Raw genomic sequence first — 20,097 nt, forward strand, 5'->3', positions numbered from 1 at the left:
GCAACGCTCGTCGCCGCCGGCATCGTCCATATCGCGATCATCCTCATTCTTGCCGGCAGGGCGGGCGCCTGAGCCCATCGGTGTAGCTCTCCCCTCCCGGCGCTGCTAGCATCCGTCCCCGACGGAGCAAGCGAATCCGACGCATGGTCCCGCAGATCGTCTGGACAAACCATGCGCTTCGTTCAAAAGTCCGTGCGCGTCCGCGAATCCGCTCGCGATGTCGCGTATCGCACTCCATGGGGGCACATCATGAATCGCAATCTGATCATCGGCGGTCTCGCCGCTCTGGTCCTTGTCGCCATCGTCGCCGTTCTGGCGATCAGGCCCGCCGATCGCGGCACCGGCGAGGGCACGCGCGTCGTCTTCGCCACCGACTGGAAGGCGCAGGCCGAGCATGGCGGCTTCTATCAGGCGCTCGCCAAAGGCTATTACAAGGATGCCGGCCTCGATGTCGTCATCCAGCAGGGCGGCCCCGGTGTGAACGTGCCGCAGCTTCTCGCGACCGATACGGTTCAGTTCGGCATGGGCTCGAACAGCTTCATTCCGCTGAACGCCGTCGTCGCCAATGCGAACCTCCGTGCCGTCATGGCGAGCTTCCAGAAGGACCCGCAGGTTCTCATCACGCATCCGCGCGACGATGTGAAATCCATTGCCGACATGAAGGGCAAGCCCATCATGGTATCGGACGCGACGACGAGCGCCTTCTGGCAGTGGCTGAAAGTGAAGTACGATTTCACCGACGACCAGATCCGCAAATACACCTTCAACCTCGCGCCCTTCATCACCGATCCCAAGGCGATCCAGGAGGGCTATCTTTCCTCCGAGCCCTATACGATCGAGCGTGAGGCGAAGTTCAAGCCGCAAGTCTTCCTTCTGTCCGACTACGGATATCCGGGCTATGCCGCCTTCATCATGACGCGCGACGACATGATCGACGAGAACCCCGAGCTGGTGCAGAAATTCGTCGAGGCAAGCATCCGCGGATGGGTCGATTATCTCTATGGCGATCCCTCGCCCGCGAATGCGCTGATCAAGAAGGACAATCCCGAAATGACGGATGACCTTCTCACCCATGCGATCGCGACGATGAAGGAGCATGGCATCGTCGATTCAGGCGACACGGAAACGCTCGGCATCGGCGCGATGACGGACAAGCGCTGGCAGGAATTCTACGACACCATGTCGGAAGCGGGCGTTTTCCCCAAGGGCCTCAACTATCACAAGGCCTATACGCTCGAATTCGTCAATCGCGGCGTCGGTCTCGACCTCAAGAAGGAACTGACGGGAAAGTGAATTCCCGCTTTCGTCATCCGGGGTAAAAGGAAGAAAGAAACGAAGAAACCGGCATGACCGCGAAAGAACGTCAGACCCTGATCTCCCTCGAGGACGTCGCCAAGACCTATGGCAGCGGCACGCTTGCGCTCGACGGCGTGAGCGCTGCCATTGCGCGCGGCTCTTTCGTGTCGCTGGTCGGCCCCTCGGGCTGCGGCAAGAGCACGCTCCTTCGCATGATCGCGGGGCTCATCGAACCGAGCGCAGGCACGATCGCATGGCCCGCCTCGGGCGGCGCGCGGCCGGCCGATATCGGCTTCGTCTTTCAGGACGCGACGCTCATGCCCTGGGCGCGCGTCTTCGAGAATGTCTATCTGCCGCTCAAGCTCAAGGGCGTCGCGCGGGCCGAGGCTGAGCCACGCATCATGGATGCGCTCTCGCGCGTTGGGCTTGCCGATTTCGCAGCCGCCTTCCCGCGCGAGCTTTCGGGCGGCATGCGGATGCGGGTTTCCATCGCGCGCGCCCTCGTCACCGAGCCGCCGGTGCTGCTGATGGACGAACCCTTCGCCGCGCTCGACGAATTCACCCGCGAGAAGCTCGACGACGATCTCATCGATCTCTGGTCGGGGCAGAACTGGACCGTCATCTTCGTCACTCACAGCGTTTATGAATCCGTCTATCTCTCCGAGCGCGTGCTCGTCATGGGTGCGCGGCCGGGACGCATCCTGCGCGACATCCCCATCGGCATGCCGTTTCCGCGCGGCCGCGCCTTCCGGGAGTCGACGGACTATCTCGCCCTTTGCTCGGAGGTATCGGCCGCGTTGAGAGAAGGGATGGCGAACCATGGCTGAAGAACGCTCGCGGCTCTCGCGCATTCTGGTGCCGCTTCTCGTCGGCGCCCTTTTTCTCGCCATGTGGGAGGCCCTGGTGCGCGCTTATGCGGTGCCTGCCTTCGTGCTGCCGGCCCCTAGCGTCATCGCCGCGAGCCTCGCCGACAATTTCACATCGCTCATGGGCTCGCTCTGGATCACGCTCGGCGTCACTGTCGCCGCCTTCGTGCTCGCGGTTGTCGGCGGCGTCGGCCTCGCCATCCTTTTCGCGCAGAGCCGCACCGTCGAGATGGCGCTCTTTCCCTATGCGGTCGTATTGCAGGTGACGCCGGTCGTCTCCATCGCGCCCCTCATCCTGATCTGGGTCGGCTTCGACCGCGTGCAACTGGCGCTGCTCATCATCGCCTGGATCGTCGCCTTCTTCCCCATCCTTTCCAACACGACGCTCGGCCTGCGCTCCACCGACCACAATCTGCGCGACCTCTTCAGGCTCTATGGCGCAAGCCGCTGGCAGGTGCTGACCGAGTTGCAGCTTCCCTCCGCCCTCCCCTACATCCTCGGCGGCATGAAGATTTCGGGCGGGCTCGCGCTCATCGGCGCGGTCGTGGCCGAGTTCGTGGCCGGGTCCGGTGCTTCGACGGGGCTTGCCTGGCGCATCATCGAGGCCGGGAATCGCCTCGACATTCCCAAGATGTTCGCGGCGCTCCTCCTTCTTTCCACGCTTGGCATTTGTATTTTCTTCGGCCTCTCCTTCGTGGAGCATCTGCTGCTCCGCCGCTGGCATGAGAGCGCCATCCGGCGCGAAGCCTGAGGCCACACAGGAAACCTATGATTTCACTCATAGTTTCCATATTTCACGTATTTTTATCGACAATATCAAATTTTCACACAACGGTTGACGCGCTTTGTAAAAAACCCCATGTTACCGGCGATTGGACGAAGGCCCTTCGGGGCCGCGCTCTTTGCGCCGCGACGGGCGCAATCTGGTTCAAAGGAGGAGCCTGTGGCTCAGCATTCCCGCAAGGGTGCCCAGTTTCAGGCCGTGACGGCCAACCGCCTGACGGACGGGGTCGTGGTCTATCTCACGGCCGACAATAGCTGGTCTGAATCCCTTCAGGACGCCCAGGTCGCCGACGGCAAGGAGGAAGCGCAAGCGCTTCTCGCGCGCGGCGAAGCCTTCTTCATGCCCGAGAACTACGTTCTCGACGTCTATCTCTTTGAAGTCGAAAAGACCGATCAAGGCATTCGCGCCGCCAGCGTGCGCGAGACGATCCGCCAGGCTGGCCCGACCGTGCGGCGCGATCTCGGCAAGCAGGCGGAACTCGAAGGCGTTCACGCCTGAGCCCTCGCGCCTCCAACTTCGGCACGCCATCGGCAAGGCAAGGACCATTCATGTACCGGTATGACGAATTCGATCACAGCCTCGTAACGGAGCGCGTCGCGCAGTTTCGCGGACAGGTGGCGCGCCGCCTTTCGGGCGAACTGCCGGAAGACGACTTCAAGCCGCTGAGGCTCATGAACGGCGTCTATCTGCAGCTTCACTCCTACATGCTGCGGATCGCCATTCCCTATGGCACGCTTTCCTCGCGCCAGCTTCGCAAGCTCGGCGACATCGCGCGTCGCTACGACCGCGGCTATGGCCACTTCACCACGCGCCAGAACCTCCAGCTTCACTGGCCGGCGCTGAAGGACGTGCCCGACATTCTGGACGAGCTCGCCTCGGTCGAGATGCACTGCATCCAGACCTCCGGCAATTGCATCCGCAACACGACATCCGATCAATATGCGGGCGCCGTCGGCGACGAGATCGAGGACCCGCGCGTGATCTGCGAGATCATCCGCCAGTGGTCGACCTTCCACCCGGAATTCTCGTTCCTGCCGCGCAAGTTCAAGATCGCCGTCTCCGCCACGGAGCATGACCGCGCCGCGATCCGCGTGCACGACATCGGCATTCAGGTCGTCCGCAATGCGGCCGGCGAAATCGGCTATGAGGTCTGGGTCGGCGGCGGCCTCGGGCGCACGCCGATCATCGGCAAGAAGATCGCGGACTTCGTCGCCCGCGAAGACCTGCTCGCCTATCTCGAGGCGATCCTGCGCGTCTACAACATGTATGGGCGGCGCGACAATCTCTACAAGTCGCGCATCAAGATCCTCGTGCATGAAATCGGCGCCGAGGAAATGAAGCGCCAGTGCGACGCCGAGTTCGAGGAAATCCGCAAGCAGGGCACGCTTCAGCTTCCCGAGGACGAAGTCGAGCGCATCAGGGCCTATTTCGCCCCGCCGCCTTTCGAGACGCTTTCCGACGAGACGCCGGAACTCGAAGAGGCCATCACGCGCGACGCGAAGTTCGCCGACTGGGTGCGCACCAATGTGGTGCAGCACCGCATGCCCGGCTACGCCATCGTCAATGTCACGCTGAAGCCCATCGGCAAGACACCGGGCGATTGCACCTCGGAGCAGATGGAAGCGATAGCCGACATCGCCGACAAATACGCCTTCTCCGAGATCCGCGTCGCGCATGAGCAGAACCTGACGCTCGCCCATGTGCGCAAGAAGGATCTCTATGAAGTCTGGAAGGCGCTCGACGCGGCCGAGCTGGCGATGCCCAATTCCGGACTCATCACCGATCAGATCGCCTGCCCCGGCCTCGATTACTGCACGCTTGCCAATGCGCGCTCGATCCCGATCGCCGAGCGCATTTCCGAGCGCTTCGCCGATCTGAAGCGCCAGCACGAGATCGGCCGGCTGCATATCAACATGTCGGGCTGCATCAATGCCTGCGGCCACCACCATGTCGGCCATATCGGCATTCTCGGCGTCGACAAGAAGGGCGTCGAATATTACCAGGTAACGCTCGGCGGAGCGGCGGACGAAAAGGCGGCGCTTGGCGACGTCGTCGGCCCCGCTTTCAACGAGGGCGAGATCGTCGATGCGATCGAGATGATCGTCGAGACCTATCTCAAGCTTCGCAACGAAGGCGAGATCTTCATCGACACCTATCGGCGCGTCGGCTTGCAGCCTTTCAAGGAGACGCTTTATGCAGCTCATTAAGAACGGCAACTTCATCGCCGATAGCTGGACGCATGTGGGCGACGAGGACACCCTCCCCGAGGGCCCGGTTATCGTCAGCCTCGCGCGCTGGCAGAAAGAGCAGAACGCGCTCATCGCGCGCGGGCTGCCCCTCGGCGTGCGGCTGAAGAGCGGCGAGGAACCGTCGCTCATCGCCGAACATCTCGGCCATTTCGATGTCGTCGCGCTGGAGTTTCCGGCCTATCGCAACGGCCGCGCCTATTCCTATGCGCGGCTCCTGCGCGAGCGCTATGGCTATAAGGGCGAGGTGCGCGCAGTCGGCAATGTGCTACGCGACCAGTTCTTCTACATGGTGCGCTGCGGCTTCGACGCGCTCGAAGTCGCCTCGACCATCACGCCCGAGATCTACAGGGAATCGGTCGGCGCCTTCACCTACACCTATCAGCCGGCGAGCGACGGACGCGAAACCGTGCTCTCGCTCCGGCAGCGCCTTGCGGCGCGCGCGGCGGCGGCAGCGGCGAGCTAACCGGCCGCCCCGCCGCGAAGCGCGGCGAGAACGCTCTCATGGCTCACCGACATGCGGTCGATGAGCGCCATGCGCGCTTCCATGTCCTCAATGGCGGCCTCGACCACGGCAAGATATTCCGGTGACGGAGCATCGAGACGCGCATGGGCGAGCGCGGTCCTGTAGCCGACGAGGCGCGAGGCGAGAACATTCGCCGTTCGTCCTATGATGCGGCCGTTCTCGTCGATACGCGCGCGAACGCCGGCGAAGGCGGAAGGCCCGTCATAGCTCACCGCCGAGGCGGAAGCCCCCTGCCCCAGAAGCTCCGTGCCGCGTGCGCGGTCCGCCGCGATCACTTCCCCGCAGATCGCCGCGAAGCGGTCCATATCCATGGTGTCGGCCTGAATGTCGCCCGCAAGCGCATTGAGAAGCGAGGCCGGGCTCGTCGGGTGCTGGGCGCGCAGCCGCTTGTAATAGCGCAGGCTCGCCGGCGTTCCATCATCCGCCGGCTTCGCCGCCCATTGCGCGATGCCCCAGAGACGCCCGTCATCCGCTGCGGGCCGCTCGGCCGAGAGGTTCGCCGCCATGGTCCTGAGATCGCGCTCGGCGCCGGTCGTAGCGAGGGGCGCCGCATCGGGCGTCCGGTCGTTCGAGGCGGCGTCCAGCCGTTCGAGAAGCCCCGGCCGGTAGCGACCGAAATCTGGCTCCTGCGCACAGGCGCCGAGAAGGAGCACGGCGAGAGCCGCCATGCCCATTCCCCTCGAGAATAACGTTCTCCGCCTGAACCGTCGCATGGAACCCGCCCATCTTCCGCGTCGCAACAAGCCTAGCTCTCGGCCGGTTAGCTCCGGGTAAAGGCGGAAAACAGAAAGAAAGAAGCCCGGCGCTCTCTCGAACGCCGGGCCTCTACACAACAGGACTTGAGAAGGGAGGAAGAAACGCCGGATCAGGCGGCGCGAACGCGCTCCACCGCCTCCGTGAACTTTTCGGCATAGGGGCCGACAGCTTCGCGCACGGCAGTGACGGCGATCTCGTTGATCTCGCGGGCAGCGTCGAGATTGCGCTTGAAGGCGGCGCGGAGGAATTCGTTCTGCAGTTCGACCGCGGAGCGGATGTCGCCCGACTTCAGGACGGCCTTCGCCGTCTCGACGGTCTGCTCGAAATTGGCGCGGGTCAGCTCGGTGATGATGCCCGAGGCAAGCTCGATCGGGGTCTTTTTCGGGGCCTTCGGCGCGGCTTTCGCCTTGGAGGCGCGGGCATTGGCAGCCTTCGCGGCCTTCGGCTTGGCTTTGGTGGTCTTGCGGGCCTTCGGGGTCGTGGTCGCTTCCGTCATCGTCCATCTCCTCATTGCGTTGGCACCACCCTCACAGCAGTGCGCTGCACAATCCGGCTTTGGATTGGTGCGTTGCACAATGAAATAAGAGCTTGGGGCCCTAGCGTCAAGGAATTTTTGTGCAATGCACAAAAACCGGCCGCAGCGACGCCCGGCCGCCGCTCAAACGAAGGCGAATCGCTTGATGCTGAAAGGAGTTAGGTCGATCTGCGGCGTGCTGCCGCAGATCGTGTCGGCAAGCGCCGCGGCGCTGCCCGAGGCCAGCGTCCATCCGAGCGATCCGTGCCCGGTGTTCAGATAGACATTCGAATAGCGCCCCGCCTGGCCGATGATCGGGCTGCCATCGGGGCTCATCGGGCGCAGGCCCGTCCAGTATTCCGCCTTGTCCGCGACGTCGCTCAGTTGCGGCATGAAATCGAGCGCGCCGTCGAGCACGGAGCGCGCGCGCGCCATCTCGATCTTCGTGTCATAGCCGCATACCTCGGCCGTTCCGGCAATCCGTACACGGTTGCCGAGCCGGCTCACCACGATCTTGCGGGCCTCGTCGGTCACGCTCGCATGGGGAGCGACGCCCGAGCCCACGGGAAGGGTCACCGAATAGCCCTTGAGCGGATAGACGGGGATCCGCACCCCCGTCTGCCGGGCGAGCGCTGCGGAGCCGACGCCTGCGGCAAGCACCACGATGTCGCCTTCATAGAGCGTGTCCTTCGTCCGGACGCCTGCGACCTTGTCGCCCCGCACCTCGAAACGCTCGACCTCGACGCCGGTCACGAAACGGACGCCCATGCGCGTGACGCCTTCGGCAAGCGCCTTCGTATAGAGATAGGCGTCGCCCGTCCGGTCCGTCTCGCAGTAGAGCGCGCCCTTGATGCCGCCGCGCTGATAGGCGGGCCCGAGCGCGGGCTCGACATCGACACATTCCCGCGCCGAGAGCACGCGCTGGTCGAGACCTGCGCGCCGCATCACATCGGCGCCCTCGATGGCCTCCTTGAACGAGCGGTCGTAATGGAAGATCTGGAGGATGCCCGCGCGCTCCTCATCGAAAAGGATCGGCGTGCCCTGCGCCTCGAATTTCTCCGCGACCGCATCCATCCGCGCCCGCGTGTAGAGCGCCAGTTGCAGGTTCGGCAGCACGCGCTCCTCGCGCGCCGAGTTGCGGCAGCGCAGGAGGAAGCGCCAGAGCCATATCCATTGTTCGGGGTCGGGCTTCAGACGCAGACGGAAGGGTCCGTCGGGCCTGCCCATCCAGCGCAGGGCAAGGAGAGGGACTTCAGGTCCCGGCCAGGGTGTGACCTCGCCCGCGCCGAGCTGGGCGCCATTGGCGTAGCTCGTTTCGAGACCGGCGCCCTCTCGCCTTTCGAGCAGCGTCACTTCATGGCCGCGCTCTGCAAACTCATATGCGGTTGTGACGCCGACAATGCCGGCGCCGATGACGAGGACTCTCAAAATGGAACCTCCGGGTCGGCTTTCACTCTAACCGGACACGAGGTCTCATGGAAGCGGGGGCCCCCATGCGTCATAATGACAGGTCTTCCGATTCCCGCCGCTGGAGTTCCCATGTCCGACGCTATCTGGCCTTTCGTACCCGCCCGCTTCACCATCGATCTCTCCCACGCCGAAGGACGCACGCTGCACCTGAAAAATGGTGGCACGATTCTCGACGCATCGGGCGGCGCCATCGTATCCAACATAGGACATGGACGGCGCGAGGTGGCGGATGCAGCGGCGGCCGCCATGGTGTCCATGACCTATGCGGTGCCGCCCTTCGTCACGCCCGAGCGCGAACGCCTCGTCGAAAGGCTGCGTCGAAGCTGGCTGCCGCCGCATCTGACGCGCGTCTGGCTCGCCAGCGGCGGGTCCGAAGCGGGCGATGCCGCCATCAAGCTCGCCATCCAGCATTTCCAGGCCAAGGGCGAAACGAAACGTACAAAGATCATCGGCCGCGAAATCTCCTATCACGGCACCACAGCCCTCACTCTTGCGGTCGGCGGGCATGTCGCGCGCAAGGCGGGCTTTGAAAGCGTGATGCCGCATGTGCTCCATGCGCCGACGCCCTATGCGCTGCGTTCGCCGCTCGGGCGCGACCATCCCGATTTCGATATTCACGCGGCGCAGGCGCTCGAAGACCTCATCCTGCGCGAGGGGCCGGAGACGATCGCCGCTTTCGTCGGCGAACCGCTCAATGGCTCGTCCGGCGGCGCCATCGAGCCGGGGCCGCGCTACTGGCCGATGGTGCAGGAGATCTGCCGCCGCCACGGCATTCTCATCGTGTCCGATGAAGTCATGGTCGGCTTCGGCCGTACCGGCACGCGCTTCGCCGCCGAGCATTACGGCCTCGAGCCAGACATCATGTTCGCGGGCAAGGGGCTCGCGGGCGGCTATGCGCCCATCGTCGGGGTCTTCGCGACCGATGCGGTCGTCGCGCCGCTTGCCGCGAAGGGCGAGGCGCTGATGTTCTATACCTATGGTGGGCATCCGGCCGCCTGCGCCGCCGCCGACAAGGTGCTCGAGATCATGGAGCGCGAGGAGCTGGTGCAGCGCGCGGCGGAAAAGGGCGAAGCGCTCGGCGCGCGCCTCTCCGCCCTGCTCGGCCAGCATCCCAATGTCGCCGAGCTTCGCGGGCGCGGCCTCCTGCGCGGCATCGAGATCGTCAAGGATCGCGAGACGCTGGAGCCCTTCCCGCTCGAGGCGCAGGTGTCTGGCCGCGTCGTCGCGGCAGGCCTCCGCGAAGGCGTCTTCTTCTATGGGGGCGGCACGGGCGCGGTGCGCGACATCATCTGCATCGGCCCCGCCTTCACCGTCGAGGACAGCGAACTCGACCGCATCGCCGAGACGCTGAAGGTCGCCATCGACAAGACGGTCCAGAGCATGAGGGGCTGACGCCCATCGCCACGCGCTGCGCCTGCCGGGTTCCTATTCGCCGGCGGCCGCGCGCCGTGGCGCGCCGATCTCAGCCTTCGCGCTCCGTTCCGTCGCGATCTCCTCCGGGCGGGGTGCGAGGGCTTCGACATAGATCGCCCGGCCCGGGAGAGCGAAGGCCGCGCCTTCCCGCTCGACGATTTCCTTGACGCGGTAGGCAAGCTCTTCCTTGAGCGCCAGCCACTCGCCCCAGACCGTCGTGCGCGTAAAACAATAGATCATGAGGTCGATCGACGATTCCCGGAACGCGTCGATCCGCACGAAGAGCGCCGCCTCGGGCGGCTGCACGAAAGCCTCATGCTCCATCAGAAAGGTTTCGATAGCGTCGCGGATGCGGCGAAGCTGATCATGCGTCGTGCGATATTCGAGAGCGATGGTCCAGGAGACGCGCCGATATGTCATCGCGCTGAAATTGGTGACGGCATTGTCGGAGAGCTTCTGGTTCGGCACATAGACGGGCGCCTTGTCGAAACGGCGCACCAGCGTCGAGCGGAAGCCGATCTTCTCGACCATGCCTTCGACCACGCTATCGACCTTGATCCAGTCGCCGATGCCGAAGCGGCGCTCGAGCAGGATGGAAATCCCGCCGATGAGATTGCGGAAGAGATCCTGCGCGCCGAGCGCCACCGCAACGCCGAAAAGCCCAAGCCCCGCAATGATCGGCGCGACCTGTATGCCCCAGATCTGCAAGACGGTCGCTCCGCCGACGAGCAGAATACCCGCGCGCCCGCCGGTGATCAGCCAATGCGTGATCTCCGGCGTGAGAATGTGATTGAAGCCGCTCAGCAGCCTGCCGATTGGCGTGATCACATTCCTCAGCCCCCAGAATATGGCGATCACGATGAGCGAGCGGTTGACGTTCTCGGCCAGAAGCTCCGTCTTGCCGGAAAAATCCAGATACTGGGTGGTGAAGAAAATCCCGAGCACCAGAAAGAGAAACTGAAGCGGCCCGGCAATGGCGTTGCGCAGCGCGTCGTCGAATATGTTCGATGTCCGCGCCGTCCAGCGCTCCGCGACCGCGAGCACGTAGCGCGTGAAAAGTCCGCGCAGCGCGAAGAAGACGGCAAAGATGGTGGCGGCTGTCAGAAGTTCTCCGATACTGCGGCCGAAGACACCCGTTTCCCAGACATCGACGACAAGACGCCAGAAGTCCCCGAAATCCGACAGAACGCTACTCGTCATCAGTCCGTCTCACCTCCATAAATGCGGGGTAGCAGGATCGGGCGCGCCTATGCCACGACAGGCGTGCGCTCGCGCGTTGCGGAGAAGCGGACATGTGGCCACTTCTCGGCCGTGTAGCCCAGATCCCAGTTGCTCTTGGCAAGGAAGACCGGCGCGCCGTCGCGATCCTCCGCGAGATTGCCGCGATGGGCGTCGACAAACCGCTTGAGTTCCGCCGGGTCTTCCGCCGTCAGCCAGCGCGCCGTCTCGAAGGGCGCGGGCTCGAAATGCACATGGACGTCATATTCCGCCTCGATGCGCGCGGCGAGAACTTCAAGCTGCAGGGGGCCGACGACGCCGACGATCCAGTTGGCGCCGATATGGGGCTTGAAGACCTGCGTCACGCCTTCTTCCGCGAGGCTTTCCAGCGCGCGGCGCATGTGCTTTGCCTTCATCGGATCGTCGAGGCGTACGCGGCGGAGAATTTCCGGCGCGAAATTCGGAATGCCGGTGAAGGTCATGGCCTCGCCTTCGGTCAGCGTGTCGCCGACGCGAATGGTGCCGTGGTTCGGGATGCCGATGATGTCGCCCGCGAAGGCTTCGTCCACCAGTTCGCGGTCCTGCGCGAAGAAGAGCGTCGGATTGTGGATACCGATGGTCTTGCCGGAACTCGAAAGCCTGAGGCGCATGCCGCGCTTGAACTTGCCCGAGCAGATGCGCATGAAGGCGATGCGGTCGCGGTGGTTGGCGTCCATATTCGCCTGCACCTTGAAGACGAAGCCCGAAACCTTGGGCTCGGCCGGCTCGACCAGACGCAGGGAGGAAGGCTGCGGACGCGGCGGCGGCGCATAGCGCACCACGGCGTTGAGAAGCTCGCGCACGCCGAGCTTCCGCAGGGCGCTGCCGAAATAGACCGGCGTCAGATGGCCGGCGCGATAGGCCTCGAGGTCGAAGGCGGGCGATCCTTCGCGGGCGATCTCCATTTCCTCGCGATAGGCGGCAAGCTCCTCGGGGCTCATATATTTCCCGACCTCGCTGCCCGGGACGCTTTCGGGCTCATGCCCGTCCCTGTCGCCGCCCGGCCGCTCATAGGGCACGAAGCGGTCACGCTCCGGGTCGAAGATGCCCTTGAGAAGGCCGCCCATGCCCATGGGCCAGATCATCGGCGAGGTATCGAGCGCGAGCTTCGTCGCGATCTCGTCCATGAGATCGAACGGGCTCTGGCCTTCGCGGTCGATCTTGTTGATGAAGGTGATGATCGGCACGTCGCGCAGGCGGCACACCTCGAAGAGCTTGAGGGTCTGCGTCTCGATGCCCTTCGCCGCGTCGATGACCATGATGGCGGAATCGGCCGCCGTCAGCGTGCGGTAGGTGTCTTCCGAGAAATCCTCGTGGCCCGGCGTGTCAAGCAGATTGCAGATGGCGCCGCCGAACTCGAATGTCATGACGGCGGAGGAGACGGAGATGCCGCGCTCCTGCTCGATCTTCATCCAGTCGGAGCGGGCGCGCCGCGTGTCGCCGCGCGCCTTCACCTGACCGGCAAGATGGATCGCCCCGCCCATATAGAGCAGGTTTTCAGTCAGCGTGGTCTTGCCCGCGTCGGGGTGCGAGATGATGGCGAAGGTCCGGCGCTTGCCGACTTCGTCCGCAGTCGTGCTCAAGTTCGTCTCCAGTCCGGTTTGGGGCCGGACCCTACTTCAACTGCTTCCGCCTGTCACCCGGCGCGACATCGTGACAGGATGCGCCGTTTCGCCCGGCCGGGCATTCTTTCGCCACCGATATTCACATTTCCGAGAGAGAAACATGACCACCGCACGCGACATCGCAGAACCGCATCTCGAGGCGGCCCTGGCCGAAGCCCGCGAAAAACAGATTTCGACCGACGCGCTCGCCCGCATCTTCTTCGAAGGCGTGCTGCGCATCTGGCGCGAGACGAGATCGCCCGAGGACATCAAGGCCGAGCTCATGAGCGCACTCGATTTCCTCGATCCCGACGAGGACTTCACCTTCATGCGCCCCTGAAACGGCCCCGAAGCAGCCATGAGACGCGCGGGCACTTCTCCTCAGTTCACCGGTTCCTGAAGGAAGTGACGGCCCTGACGGTCCTCGATTTCGACCACCCAGATGTCCGGATCGAATTTCCGCTGCCTTTCTATATAGGCGTCCGCATCGGGCTCGGCGACCGGTGCGGCGCCGGTCGCCTGCATCCAGACGAGCGACCCGTCGCCCGCCCGCGCGGGCACGAAAACCGACGCTGTCCGGTCGAGACGACTCACCTTGACGACCACCGTGCCCGAAGCGGCATCGCCGCGGCGCACCACCATGGCTTGCGCGCCCGCGATTTCGCAGCGGCGGATCAGCGCCTTCACCCAGATTTCCGCCTTGAGACGCGGCAAAGTTTCCATAGAGGCGGCCCTTATGGTGAAACTACAAGTCTTTACATAGTAACGACTTTTTCTCGTTTGCCGAAGCTCTGGCACGGCACTAGACTTGCAAACAATCCGTTAACGAAGTCGGGTGGCGCTCCGAATCCGCACAATATTTATAGCCTGAATAGATGTTTCGGGCGGGCGGACGGCGCAAAGCGGGAAAACGGGTTTGCGTTTCAGAGGGGATTGGCATGTTCGGTGAGAGGAAGCAGGCGGGCGCTGTCCCGCACGGCATGGGGGGTGTCCGCGGCGCAAGGCTCGCCATCGCGTCCCTGTTCATCTCGGGCGCACTCGTGTCCGGCTGCACGGTGGTCGAGGGCAACACCTCTTCGCTCGACAACATGAAAAGCGCCGCGGCGCAGTCCGCGCCCGCGCAGGCTCCTGCCCCTGCTCCGGCCTTGGCTGATACGGCCACCGCATCGCTCAATGACGAGAGCGTCGCGAGCGCCGGCATTCCCATTCCGCTGATCTCGCCGCGCCATGCCAACGCCGCGCCGGTTCAGGTGGCCTCCGTCGATCCGCGCGCGGGCCTCGGCGCGCTTGGCGGCAGCGGCGGCACGCCCGTCCGCCAGCTCGCGGGCGTCTATCTCAAATATGGCAGCGCGCTCGCTCTGGCGGAAAAGAGCAAGCTCAGCACTCCCACCGAAGTCCGCCGTGTACTGAAGGAAATGCGCTACTCGCAGCCCGAGGTCATGGCGCAGGGCTGGTATGCGGTGCAGGCGATGACCGCCGCCCAGACCAACGCCTTCGCCCAGGGTGTCCGCGACGAGGTTCGCCGCCTCGGTCAGGACAGGGTTCTCGCCGCACTCAACGATCCCGATTACGTGCTTCGCCTGCCGGGCGCGGATGCCGCCACCGCCTCGATCATGGCCTCCGTCACGGCGGAGAACGAGCGCATGCTATCGCTCAGGAAGCGCCTCCTCGATACGGCGCAGCAGTTCATGCGCCAGAAATGGGGCATGAGCGAGCCGATGCAGCCGGTCAAGCAGGCCGATGCGCGCGAGCCGGGGCAAAGCTTCCGTGCTCTCATCGCCAATCTTTCCCCGATCAGCGAGGCGCATGCCTATTCGCGACCGGTGCTGACGAAGATTCTCGCGCTCGGCGCACGTCAGGTGATGGCGGTGCCGATGGCGGCGGCGGAGCGCGATGAAACCTCCTCCTGCCTCAACTGGGCGCGCCTCAATCTCAACCAGTGCATTGCCGCAGCGCACTTCCCCTCGGAAGAGGCCTGGTGCGCGGGCACGCATGGGGTGGAAGAAGTCCGCGCCTGCTGGGCGTCCGTACTTCCCGCCTCGGCGACCATGACGCCCGCCGCGCACTGACGGATTGACCCCGGGCCGGGGCGACAGCGGGGTTTGCGGGAAGGCGGTCTTCTTTGATCGTCATACCGGGCTTGCCTCTGCCACCTCTCCGCTCTCGCCATCCCGGGCTCGTCCCGGGATCCAGGGGCCGCCCGCTCCGAGCCCGTCGCTCTAGACCCCGGATCAAGTCCGGGGTGACAGCGGAGTTTGCGGACGGGCATTCGCCTCACTCGTCATGCCGGACTTGATCCGGCATCCACCTTCCTTCTTCTGCGCGCCGGAGCAAAACGCCGCCACCCCGAACAAGGTTCAATTTGAATCAAATACAAATTTCTTTTGATGAAAACGCGATTCCAATTTTCAACGTAATTTCAGAAAACTCGAAAATCATTCTCTTAAATGTATCCGCACAATTTCTACTCCATTTAAAACATGCTGACGAATAACCGGCAATAATCCAAGCAAAATGGCATTTTACGTATCCATTTAACTTGTCTTCAGCGGCTCACGTCTTAGCGTCACGATACAGACCTGAAAGGGAACGGATCATGTCGCTCATTCTCAGGGCAGCCTTCTGGCTGACGGTTCTCGCCTTCCTGCTGCCAGCGGCGGGGCCGGAAGCGTCGCCTCATTCCGCATCGCTGCATCATGCGAGCCTTGGCGCCGAGCATACCGGCAGCGAGGTAGCAGCTAGCACGGAGGCCGATATCGACGCCGGCGAAATGCTCAGCCTCGCCACGCGCTCGGCCCAGGACATGATGGGGTTTTGCGACCGCAACCCGGATGTCTGCGCCCGCGGTCAGGCCGTCGTCACCCATGTGGCCCGGCAGACGGCCTTTTACGGGGGCAAACTCTTCCAGTGGCTGACCGAGAAGGCGCGCGAGCCCCGGCCGGACGAGCCGGGCCCTGAGACAGGCCCGGCCCACGCCTTGCCGCCGCCACCCCACCCGCTCGCCCCCTCGCGCCTTGCGGGTGCATAGGAGCTATCGATTGCCGGAGCCCTCATCCTGAGCTTTTCCGGCACTTTGGCGCCGCCCGGCATGCAGCCGCCGGGCGGCGCTTTTTTGCCAACCCGCGCCCGGCGCTTGTGCATCCCCTCCATCATCGCTATGTCCTGTAGGAGATTCTGAGCCTTTTGGAACGGAACGATGACCATCGAGAGCCTGATCGAGGACTTTTCCTTCCTTGGCGACTGGGAAGAACGCTACCGCTATGTGATCGAGCTGGGCCGCGAACTCGAACCCCTGAGCGAGGAAGAACACTCGGCCGCGAACAAGGTGCCGGGCTGCGTCAGCCAGGTCTGGCTCGTGACGGAGACGAAACACGGGGACAAGGAACCCCGGCTCGTTTTCCGTGGAGACAGCGATGCGCATATCGTCCGTGGGCTGATTGCAATCCTCCTTCAGATCTTTTCCGGAAAGACGTCGCGCGAAATTCTCGACGTGGATGCAAGGCAGGTTCTCCAGAAGCTCGGCCTCAACGAACATCTGAGCCCGCAGCGATCGAACGGGCTCTATTCGATGGTCGGTCGCATTCAGGACGACGCCAGGGCGCTGCTCGCCACGGCGTCTCACGCCTGAGGCGGCACGCTTTGCCCGCGCCCCTTGCGAGGGGCATTGTTCATTCCGTAATGCGTGATGAGCCGGTCGAGCGCGATCAGGAGCACGATCTTGCCCGCGCGCCGGGGCCAGCCGAAAGATTTTTCAGCCTCCTCGAGCCCTTGAAGGTGACAGCAGACGGCAAGGAGCACATCGGAAAGGACCGGGCCGACGCCGGCCACGGCTCTTGCCAGACGCTGGCGCGCGGCGAGCGCGTTGTCGGTCATTTCGGCCCTGCCCGCGCCCGAGCGCCGCACGCCCCCCGGCCCGAGCGCCATCGTCCAGTCGGTCGTCAGGCGCGGGCTCATGCGCGCCAGCGTGAAGTCGCGCCGAAGCCTTTCGCCCGCCTCGAGGTGAAGCGCGGAGATGAGCGGCTTTCCATCCGCGCCCTTGCGGCTATGGAGCCAGCCAAGCGGGCTTTCCGCATCGTTGAACTCGGCGACCGCCACTTCCTCGCCCACTGCTACCGTGCCGAGCCGCCGCTGCTGGTGCTGGGCGCGGAAAGGATCGTCCCGTGCCTCGAGGCGCCGCAACAGCGCAAGCCCCGCCTCGCTCGCGTTCCAGATGATCCGCCCTTGCACCTCCTCCCTCTCGACGAGATCGCGGGCCTCGAAGGCCTGCCAGAGCCGCGCCTCGATCCTGAGGACCGGCCTCTGCCAGCGATTGCGTGCCACGAAAAGGCCGAACCAGTCATCGTCCAGCCGCGCGATGTGACTTCCCGGCCGGGTCAGGCGGCGGAAGACACGCCGCAACTCACGCTCGACTTCATGCTCGGTCACGAGTTGTCTTCCACCTCCCATCCCGTCGGCTCCTATTGCAGTGTGTCGGCGCGCGACATTCTCCGCACGGCTCGTTCGAGCCGGTCGAGAAGCATGTCGAAATCCTTGTCATCGCGCCGGTCTTCGATCTGCCGGCATGCATGGGCGGCGGTGGTGCGGTCGCGGCCGAAGTGGCGTCCGACGGCCGAGAGGCTGAAGCCGAAGGCAACATGGGTCAGATACATGGCGACCTGCCGGGCAAGCGCGACTGCCGCCCTCTGCCGCGTTGGTGACCTCAGTTCGACCACGGATACATCAAGCGCGCGGGCGATCGTCTCCTGGGTCAGAGCCACCTGCGCCGCGCGCTCGAGATCGCATCCGGCATACGGCCTCACGCGCCCTCCATGCGCGAATGGAGCGATATGTGCGCGCCGCTCCCCCGGCCTGCCGAACTGGATCCCACTCAAATCATGCATCGTAAAACCCTCCATTACCGCTTGACTGACAGAGGCATGAACATTACGAGAACATTTATGTTCGCCTATGGAAAATTTACGGGAACCGCAAACTGCGGGGATAAATATCCGTACTTTTTGCTTCATTTTGAGACAGAAAGGTGAGCCAGTGAGGACCAGAATTCGGCACTACCGCAAATTGCGGAACCTGACGCAGACCGACCTCGCCCGCCTGATCGGCACCACCGCGGCGACGGTTTCGCGGCTCGAAACCGCGGACATGACCATCTCGATGGACTGGCTCCAGAAGCTCGCCGAGGCTCTGCGCGTCCAGGTCACCGACCTCATCGACAGTCCGCATCCCAATCGGGTGCCCTGCGTCGGTCGGGTCGGGCGCGGCGGCGCCTTCGACCGCTCCGCCGCCAGGGACGATGACAGTGTCGCGCTCGATGCGCCCGCGCGCGATCCGATCGCGCTGCGCGTCGGGGAAAATCTCGGCGCCTATTGCGCCGGCGACGTGCTCATCGCAGACCGCATGCCGCCCGAACATGCCGAGCATGCGCTTGGCCGCGACTGCGTGGTGGAAATCGACGGAGAGGCGAGCGGCTTCGGGCGGCTCATATCGTCAGTCGACGGACGTTATATTCTCGTGCCGCCGGAGCCGGGGGCGCCCGCCCGTCAGCTTCCGACGCCGGAATGGGTCGCGCCCGTCGTCATGCTGATCCGCTATTTCTGAGCGCTATTTCACGTTGCGGCAGGCAACGCTCACATTCTTCGCGCCAGCCGGTGCGCTTTCGCACACCATGCCGGGGAAGCACATGGAAGCCGGAACATCGTGGAATGAAAACGCGATATAGGCATCGCCCCGGTTCTTCTCGACCGTGCCGGTAAGATCGAAGCGCCTCGTCTCGCCAGCCGTAATCGTCAGCACATCGCCGACCGAGGGTTCGGACAACGGAATGTAATGCTCGCCGTCGAAGGTGATGCCGGCATCGCCGCCCGCACTCACCTCGCAACTGGCCCTCAGCTCGGAGGATTCGTCCGGGCTCGAACTGATCCGGAACTCAGCCGCCTCCCCCTTGCCGATGAGCTTGCTGCCTTCCTCGATCCTCGCCGTCGCGGCCGAAGCCGCGCCCGCAAGCATGAGCGCGAGAAGACCGGCAGCCAGGGCCGGAAATGGCATCAGACGACTATCGGAAGAGAATGCAGGAGCTGGCATGGCGAATGGCTCGGGACTAAGGCTTCGGGAAAGATGCGCCGCCATTCTGCGACAGTCCCGCGCAGCCGCTCAAGCGATGCGGAGATTGGCCCGGCCTGCAAGCGCATGCGCCTTTTCCGAATGCAGGAAGGCGTCATGCCCGAACACCATGACGATGTGGCCCGCCTCGTCGACGAGCGGCAGCCGCAACCAGAACTGGAACACATCCGGCGCCTTCCAGGGTGTGAGCGGCACGACGCCCTGCGCGGGCCTCCGCCCTTCGACCACCTCGCGATAGGCCGCTTCCCAATAGCCGCGCTGGTCGCCGAGATCGAAATCGGCCACGCAGCGCCCGGTCGTCTCGACGCCGAGATAGTCGCGCAGCCGCGTACCCGCGAGGCGGACACGCAATGACAAGGGCCCGCCCTCCAGCACGTCGAAAAGACTGAGGGACGGAAGCAGGGGCTTCAGCTCGAAAGGATGAATGTCGCCGCGCTTAGGAAACCCGTCATCCGGGCACTTCGAGCACCAGTAATCGAACAGCTCGCGCTGCTCGGGAATGATGAGCTGGGCTCGAATGGCCTCTGCGGGCTGTGTCAGAACCGTTCCCTCCGGGCGGCACGCGTCCCCTCCCGGATCGCGCGCGAATCATTTGGTTAATGATGAATCCACGCGCGGTTCATTGCAAGGCGTCGCAGTCAAGCCGGTGCGGACGCCCCGAGCCTGCTAACGGGCCGTTCTGCGGCTGTTGCTGCGGCGGCCCTTCTGACCAAGCCCCATCTTCTTGGCGAGCTTGGAGCGGGCCTGCGCGTAATTCGGCGCGACCATCGGATAGTCGCGCGGCAGCCCCCACTTCTCGCGGTATTCCTCAGGGCTCAAATCGTAATGCGTCCGCAGATGACGCTTCAGAGACTTGAACTTCTTTCCGTCCTCAAGACAGATCAGATAGTCCGGCGTGATGGACTTGCGAATAGCCACCGCCGGCTCCTGCTTCTCCACGGACGCTTTGACATTGCCTTCGGCCGCCTGAGACAAAGCCTCATAGACCTTGTGGATAAGTCCTGCGAGGTCAGCTGTCGCGACGCTGTTATGACCAACATAGGCCGAGACGATCTCTGCGGTCATGCCGATCAATCCTGCCTTCTCGTTCATTTCGCCCCTCTGATACCGGCACTGGCTCTCGGGTGAATTACATGATGCCCGAGTATTGTTTTGTTCGTTTTAAAGACGCCGGCAATCTTATAACGATTGACTCTGCCATCTTCAATAGTCATCGGACAAGGAGAATACAGCCATCCGATTTCATAA

23 protein-coding genes are annotated in these 20,097 nt (G+C 64.0%); 12 read left to right on the top strand and 11 right to left on the bottom strand.

Annotated elements, in window-relative coordinates; all coding sequences use genetic code 11:
* The first annotated feature begins 249 nt into the window (after positions 1–249).
* The 6 genes from PKA57_RS12235 to PKA57_RS12260 all read left to right on the top strand — a co-directional run bounded on the left by PKA57_RS12235 (position 250) and on the right by PKA57_RS12260 (position 5,658).
* A complete protein-coding gene (locus tag PKA57_RS12235; RefSeq protein ID WP_324300932.1) occupies positions 250–1,293 on the top strand; it encodes an ABC transporter substrate-binding protein in 1,044 nt (347 codons plus the stop codon).
* A 53-nt stretch (positions 1,294–1,346) separates the two neighbouring features.
* Entirely contained in the window at positions 1,347–2,123 is a 777-nt protein-coding gene (locus PKA57_RS12240; protein ID WP_324300934.1) for an ABC transporter ATP-binding protein, read from the top strand.
* A complete protein-coding gene (locus PKA57_RS12245; protein ID WP_324300937.1) occupies positions 2,116–2,913 on the top strand; it encodes an ABC transporter permease in 798 nt (265 codons plus the stop codon). Before PKA57_RS12240 ends, PKA57_RS12245 begins: the two co-directional genes overlap by 8 nt.
* Positions 2,914–3,105: 192 nt before the next feature.
* Entirely contained in the window at positions 3,106–3,444 is a 339-nt protein-coding gene (locus tag PKA57_RS12250) for a DUF2849 domain-containing protein (protein WP_324300939.1), read from the top strand.
* 50 nt (positions 3,445–3,494) lie between these two features.
* Positions 3,495–5,153 carry a nitrite/sulfite reductase gene (locus tag PKA57_RS12255; protein ID WP_324300941.1) on the top strand — a complete coding sequence of 553 codons (1,659 nt, stop codon included), beginning with the start codon at positions 3,495–3,497 and terminating at the stop codon, positions 5,151–5,153.
* The gene (locus PKA57_RS12260) at positions 5,140–5,658 is read left to right on the top strand and encodes a DUF934 domain-containing protein (protein WP_324300943.1); all 519 of its coding nucleotides are present in this window, start codon (positions 5,140–5,142) and stop codon (positions 5,656–5,658) included. The genes PKA57_RS12255 and PKA57_RS12260 overlap by 14 nt, the downstream gene beginning before the upstream one ends.
* On the opposite strand, the gene PKA57_RS12265 is transcribed toward PKA57_RS12260, so the two are convergent.
* From PKA57_RS12265 to PKA57_RS12275, 3 genes are all read right to left on the bottom strand, one after another.
* A complete protein-coding gene (locus tag PKA57_RS12265; protein ID WP_324300945.1) occupies positions 5,655–6,386 on the bottom strand; it encodes a hypothetical protein in 732 nt (243 codons plus the stop codon). The two genes, PKA57_RS12260 and PKA57_RS12265, sit on opposite strands and share 4 nt — an antisense overlap.
* 197 nt (positions 6,387–6,583) lie before the next feature.
* Entirely contained in the window at positions 6,584–6,970 is a 387-nt protein-coding gene (locus tag PKA57_RS12270) for a phasin family protein (protein WP_324300947.1), read from the bottom strand.
* Positions 6,971–7,132: 162 nt separating this feature from the next.
* On the bottom strand, positions 7,133–8,416 hold the full coding sequence (locus PKA57_RS12275) for a D-amino acid dehydrogenase (protein WP_324300949.1): 1,284 nt from the start codon (positions 8,414–8,416) through the stop codon (positions 7,133–7,135).
* Between the two features lie 111 nt (positions 8,417–8,527).
* Between PKA57_RS12275 and PKA57_RS12280 the strand changes: the two genes are divergently transcribed.
* A complete protein-coding gene (locus tag PKA57_RS12280; RefSeq protein WP_324300951.1) occupies positions 8,528–9,850 on the top strand; it encodes an aminotransferase class III-fold pyridoxal phosphate-dependent enzyme in 1,323 nt (440 codons plus the stop codon).
* A 33-nt stretch (positions 9,851–9,883) separates the two neighbouring features.
* On the opposite strand, the gene PKA57_RS12285 is transcribed toward PKA57_RS12280, so the two are convergent.
* Together PKA57_RS12285 and PKA57_RS12290 are read right to left on the bottom strand one after the other, a co-directional pair.
* Positions 9,884–11,071: a mechanosensitive ion channel family protein gene (locus PKA57_RS12285; RefSeq protein ID WP_324300953.1), complete on the bottom strand. Its 1,188-nt coding sequence runs from the start codon at positions 11,069–11,071 to the stop codon at positions 9,884–9,886.
* 47 nt (positions 11,072–11,118) lie between these two features.
* Positions 11,119–12,711: a peptide chain release factor 3 gene (locus PKA57_RS12290; RefSeq protein ID WP_324300955.1), complete on the bottom strand. Its 1,593-nt coding sequence runs from the start codon at positions 12,709–12,711 to the stop codon at positions 11,119–11,121.
* Positions 12,712–12,853: 142 nt separating this feature from the next.
* Between PKA57_RS12290 and PKA57_RS12295 the strand changes: the two genes are divergently transcribed.
* A complete protein-coding gene (locus PKA57_RS12295) occupies positions 12,854–13,072 on the top strand; it encodes a hypothetical protein (RefSeq protein ID WP_324300957.1) in 219 nt (72 codons plus the stop codon).
* 41 nt (positions 13,073–13,113) lie between these two features.
* Here PKA57_RS12295 and PKA57_RS12300 read toward each other — a convergent pair whose 3' ends face one another.
* Complete coding sequence (locus PKA57_RS12300; RefSeq protein WP_324300959.1) at positions 13,114–13,455, bottom strand: DUF1491 family protein; 342 nt, start codon at positions 13,453–13,455, stop codon at positions 13,114–13,116.
* 215 nt (positions 13,456–13,670) lie between these two features.
* Between PKA57_RS12300 and PKA57_RS12305 the strand changes: the two genes are divergently transcribed.
* The 3 genes from PKA57_RS12305 to PKA57_RS12315 all read left to right on the top strand — a co-directional run bounded on the left by PKA57_RS12305 (position 13,671) and on the right by PKA57_RS12315 (position 16,360).
* Positions 13,671–14,801, top strand: coding sequence for a hypothetical protein (locus tag PKA57_RS12305; RefSeq protein ID WP_324300962.1), 1,131 nt, complete (start codon positions 13,671–13,673; stop codon positions 14,799–14,801).
* 527 nt (positions 14,802–15,328) lie between these two features.
* Complete coding sequence (locus PKA57_RS12310) at positions 15,329–15,760, top strand: DUF5330 domain-containing protein (RefSeq protein ID WP_324300964.1); 432 nt, start codon at positions 15,329–15,331, stop codon at positions 15,758–15,760.
* 168 nt (positions 15,761–15,928) lie between these two features.
* Complete coding sequence (locus PKA57_RS12315) at positions 15,929–16,360, top strand: SufE family protein (protein WP_324300966.1); 432 nt, start codon at positions 15,929–15,931, stop codon at positions 16,358–16,360.
* Here PKA57_RS12315 and PKA57_RS12320 read toward each other — a convergent pair.
* Both PKA57_RS12320 and PKA57_RS12325 read right to left on the bottom strand, forming a co-directional pair.
* The gene (locus PKA57_RS12320) at positions 16,351–17,178 is read right to left on the bottom strand and encodes a DUF6456 domain-containing protein (protein WP_324300968.1); all 828 of its coding nucleotides are present in this window, start codon (positions 17,176–17,178) and stop codon (positions 16,351–16,353) included. The two genes, PKA57_RS12315 and PKA57_RS12320, sit on opposite strands and share 10 nt — an antisense overlap.
* 11 nt (positions 17,179–17,189) lie before the next feature.
* On the bottom strand, positions 17,190–17,531 hold the full coding sequence (locus tag PKA57_RS12325) for a helix-turn-helix domain-containing protein (RefSeq protein ID WP_324300970.1): 342 nt from the start codon (positions 17,529–17,531) through the stop codon (positions 17,190–17,192).
* 229 nt (positions 17,532–17,760) lie between these two features.
* Here PKA57_RS12325 and PKA57_RS12330 point away from each other — a divergent pair, with 229 nt between their 5' ends.
* Positions 17,761–18,327: a helix-turn-helix transcriptional regulator gene (locus tag PKA57_RS12330; protein ID WP_324300972.1), complete on the top strand. Its 567-nt coding sequence runs from the start codon at positions 17,761–17,763 to the stop codon at positions 18,325–18,327.
* A 3-nt stretch (positions 18,328–18,330) separates the two neighbouring features.
* Here the strand turns inward: PKA57_RS12330 and PKA57_RS12335 are convergent, their stop codons facing one another.
* From PKA57_RS12335 to PKA57_RS12345, 3 genes are all read right to left on the bottom strand, one after another.
* Positions 18,331–18,774 carry a hypothetical protein gene (locus PKA57_RS12335; protein WP_324300974.1) on the bottom strand — a complete coding sequence of 148 codons (444 nt, stop codon included), beginning with the start codon at positions 18,772–18,774 and terminating at the stop codon, positions 18,331–18,333.
* A gap of 105 nt (positions 18,775–18,879) precedes the next feature.
* Complete coding sequence (locus tag PKA57_RS12340; RefSeq protein WP_324300982.1) at positions 18,880–19,389, bottom strand: PAS domain-containing protein; 510 nt, start codon at positions 19,387–19,389, stop codon at positions 18,880–18,882.
* A gap of 126 nt (positions 19,390–19,515) precedes the next feature.
* Positions 19,516–19,941: a MucR family transcriptional regulator gene (locus PKA57_RS12345; protein WP_324300977.1), complete on the bottom strand. Its 426-nt coding sequence runs from the start codon at positions 19,939–19,941 to the stop codon at positions 19,516–19,518.
* Between the last annotated feature and the right edge of the window lie 156 nt (positions 19,942–20,097).

The organism is Parvibaculum sp., assembly GCF_035325945.1.
Lineage (GTDB): Bacteria > Pseudomonadota > Alphaproteobacteria > Parvibaculales > Parvibaculaceae > Parvibaculum.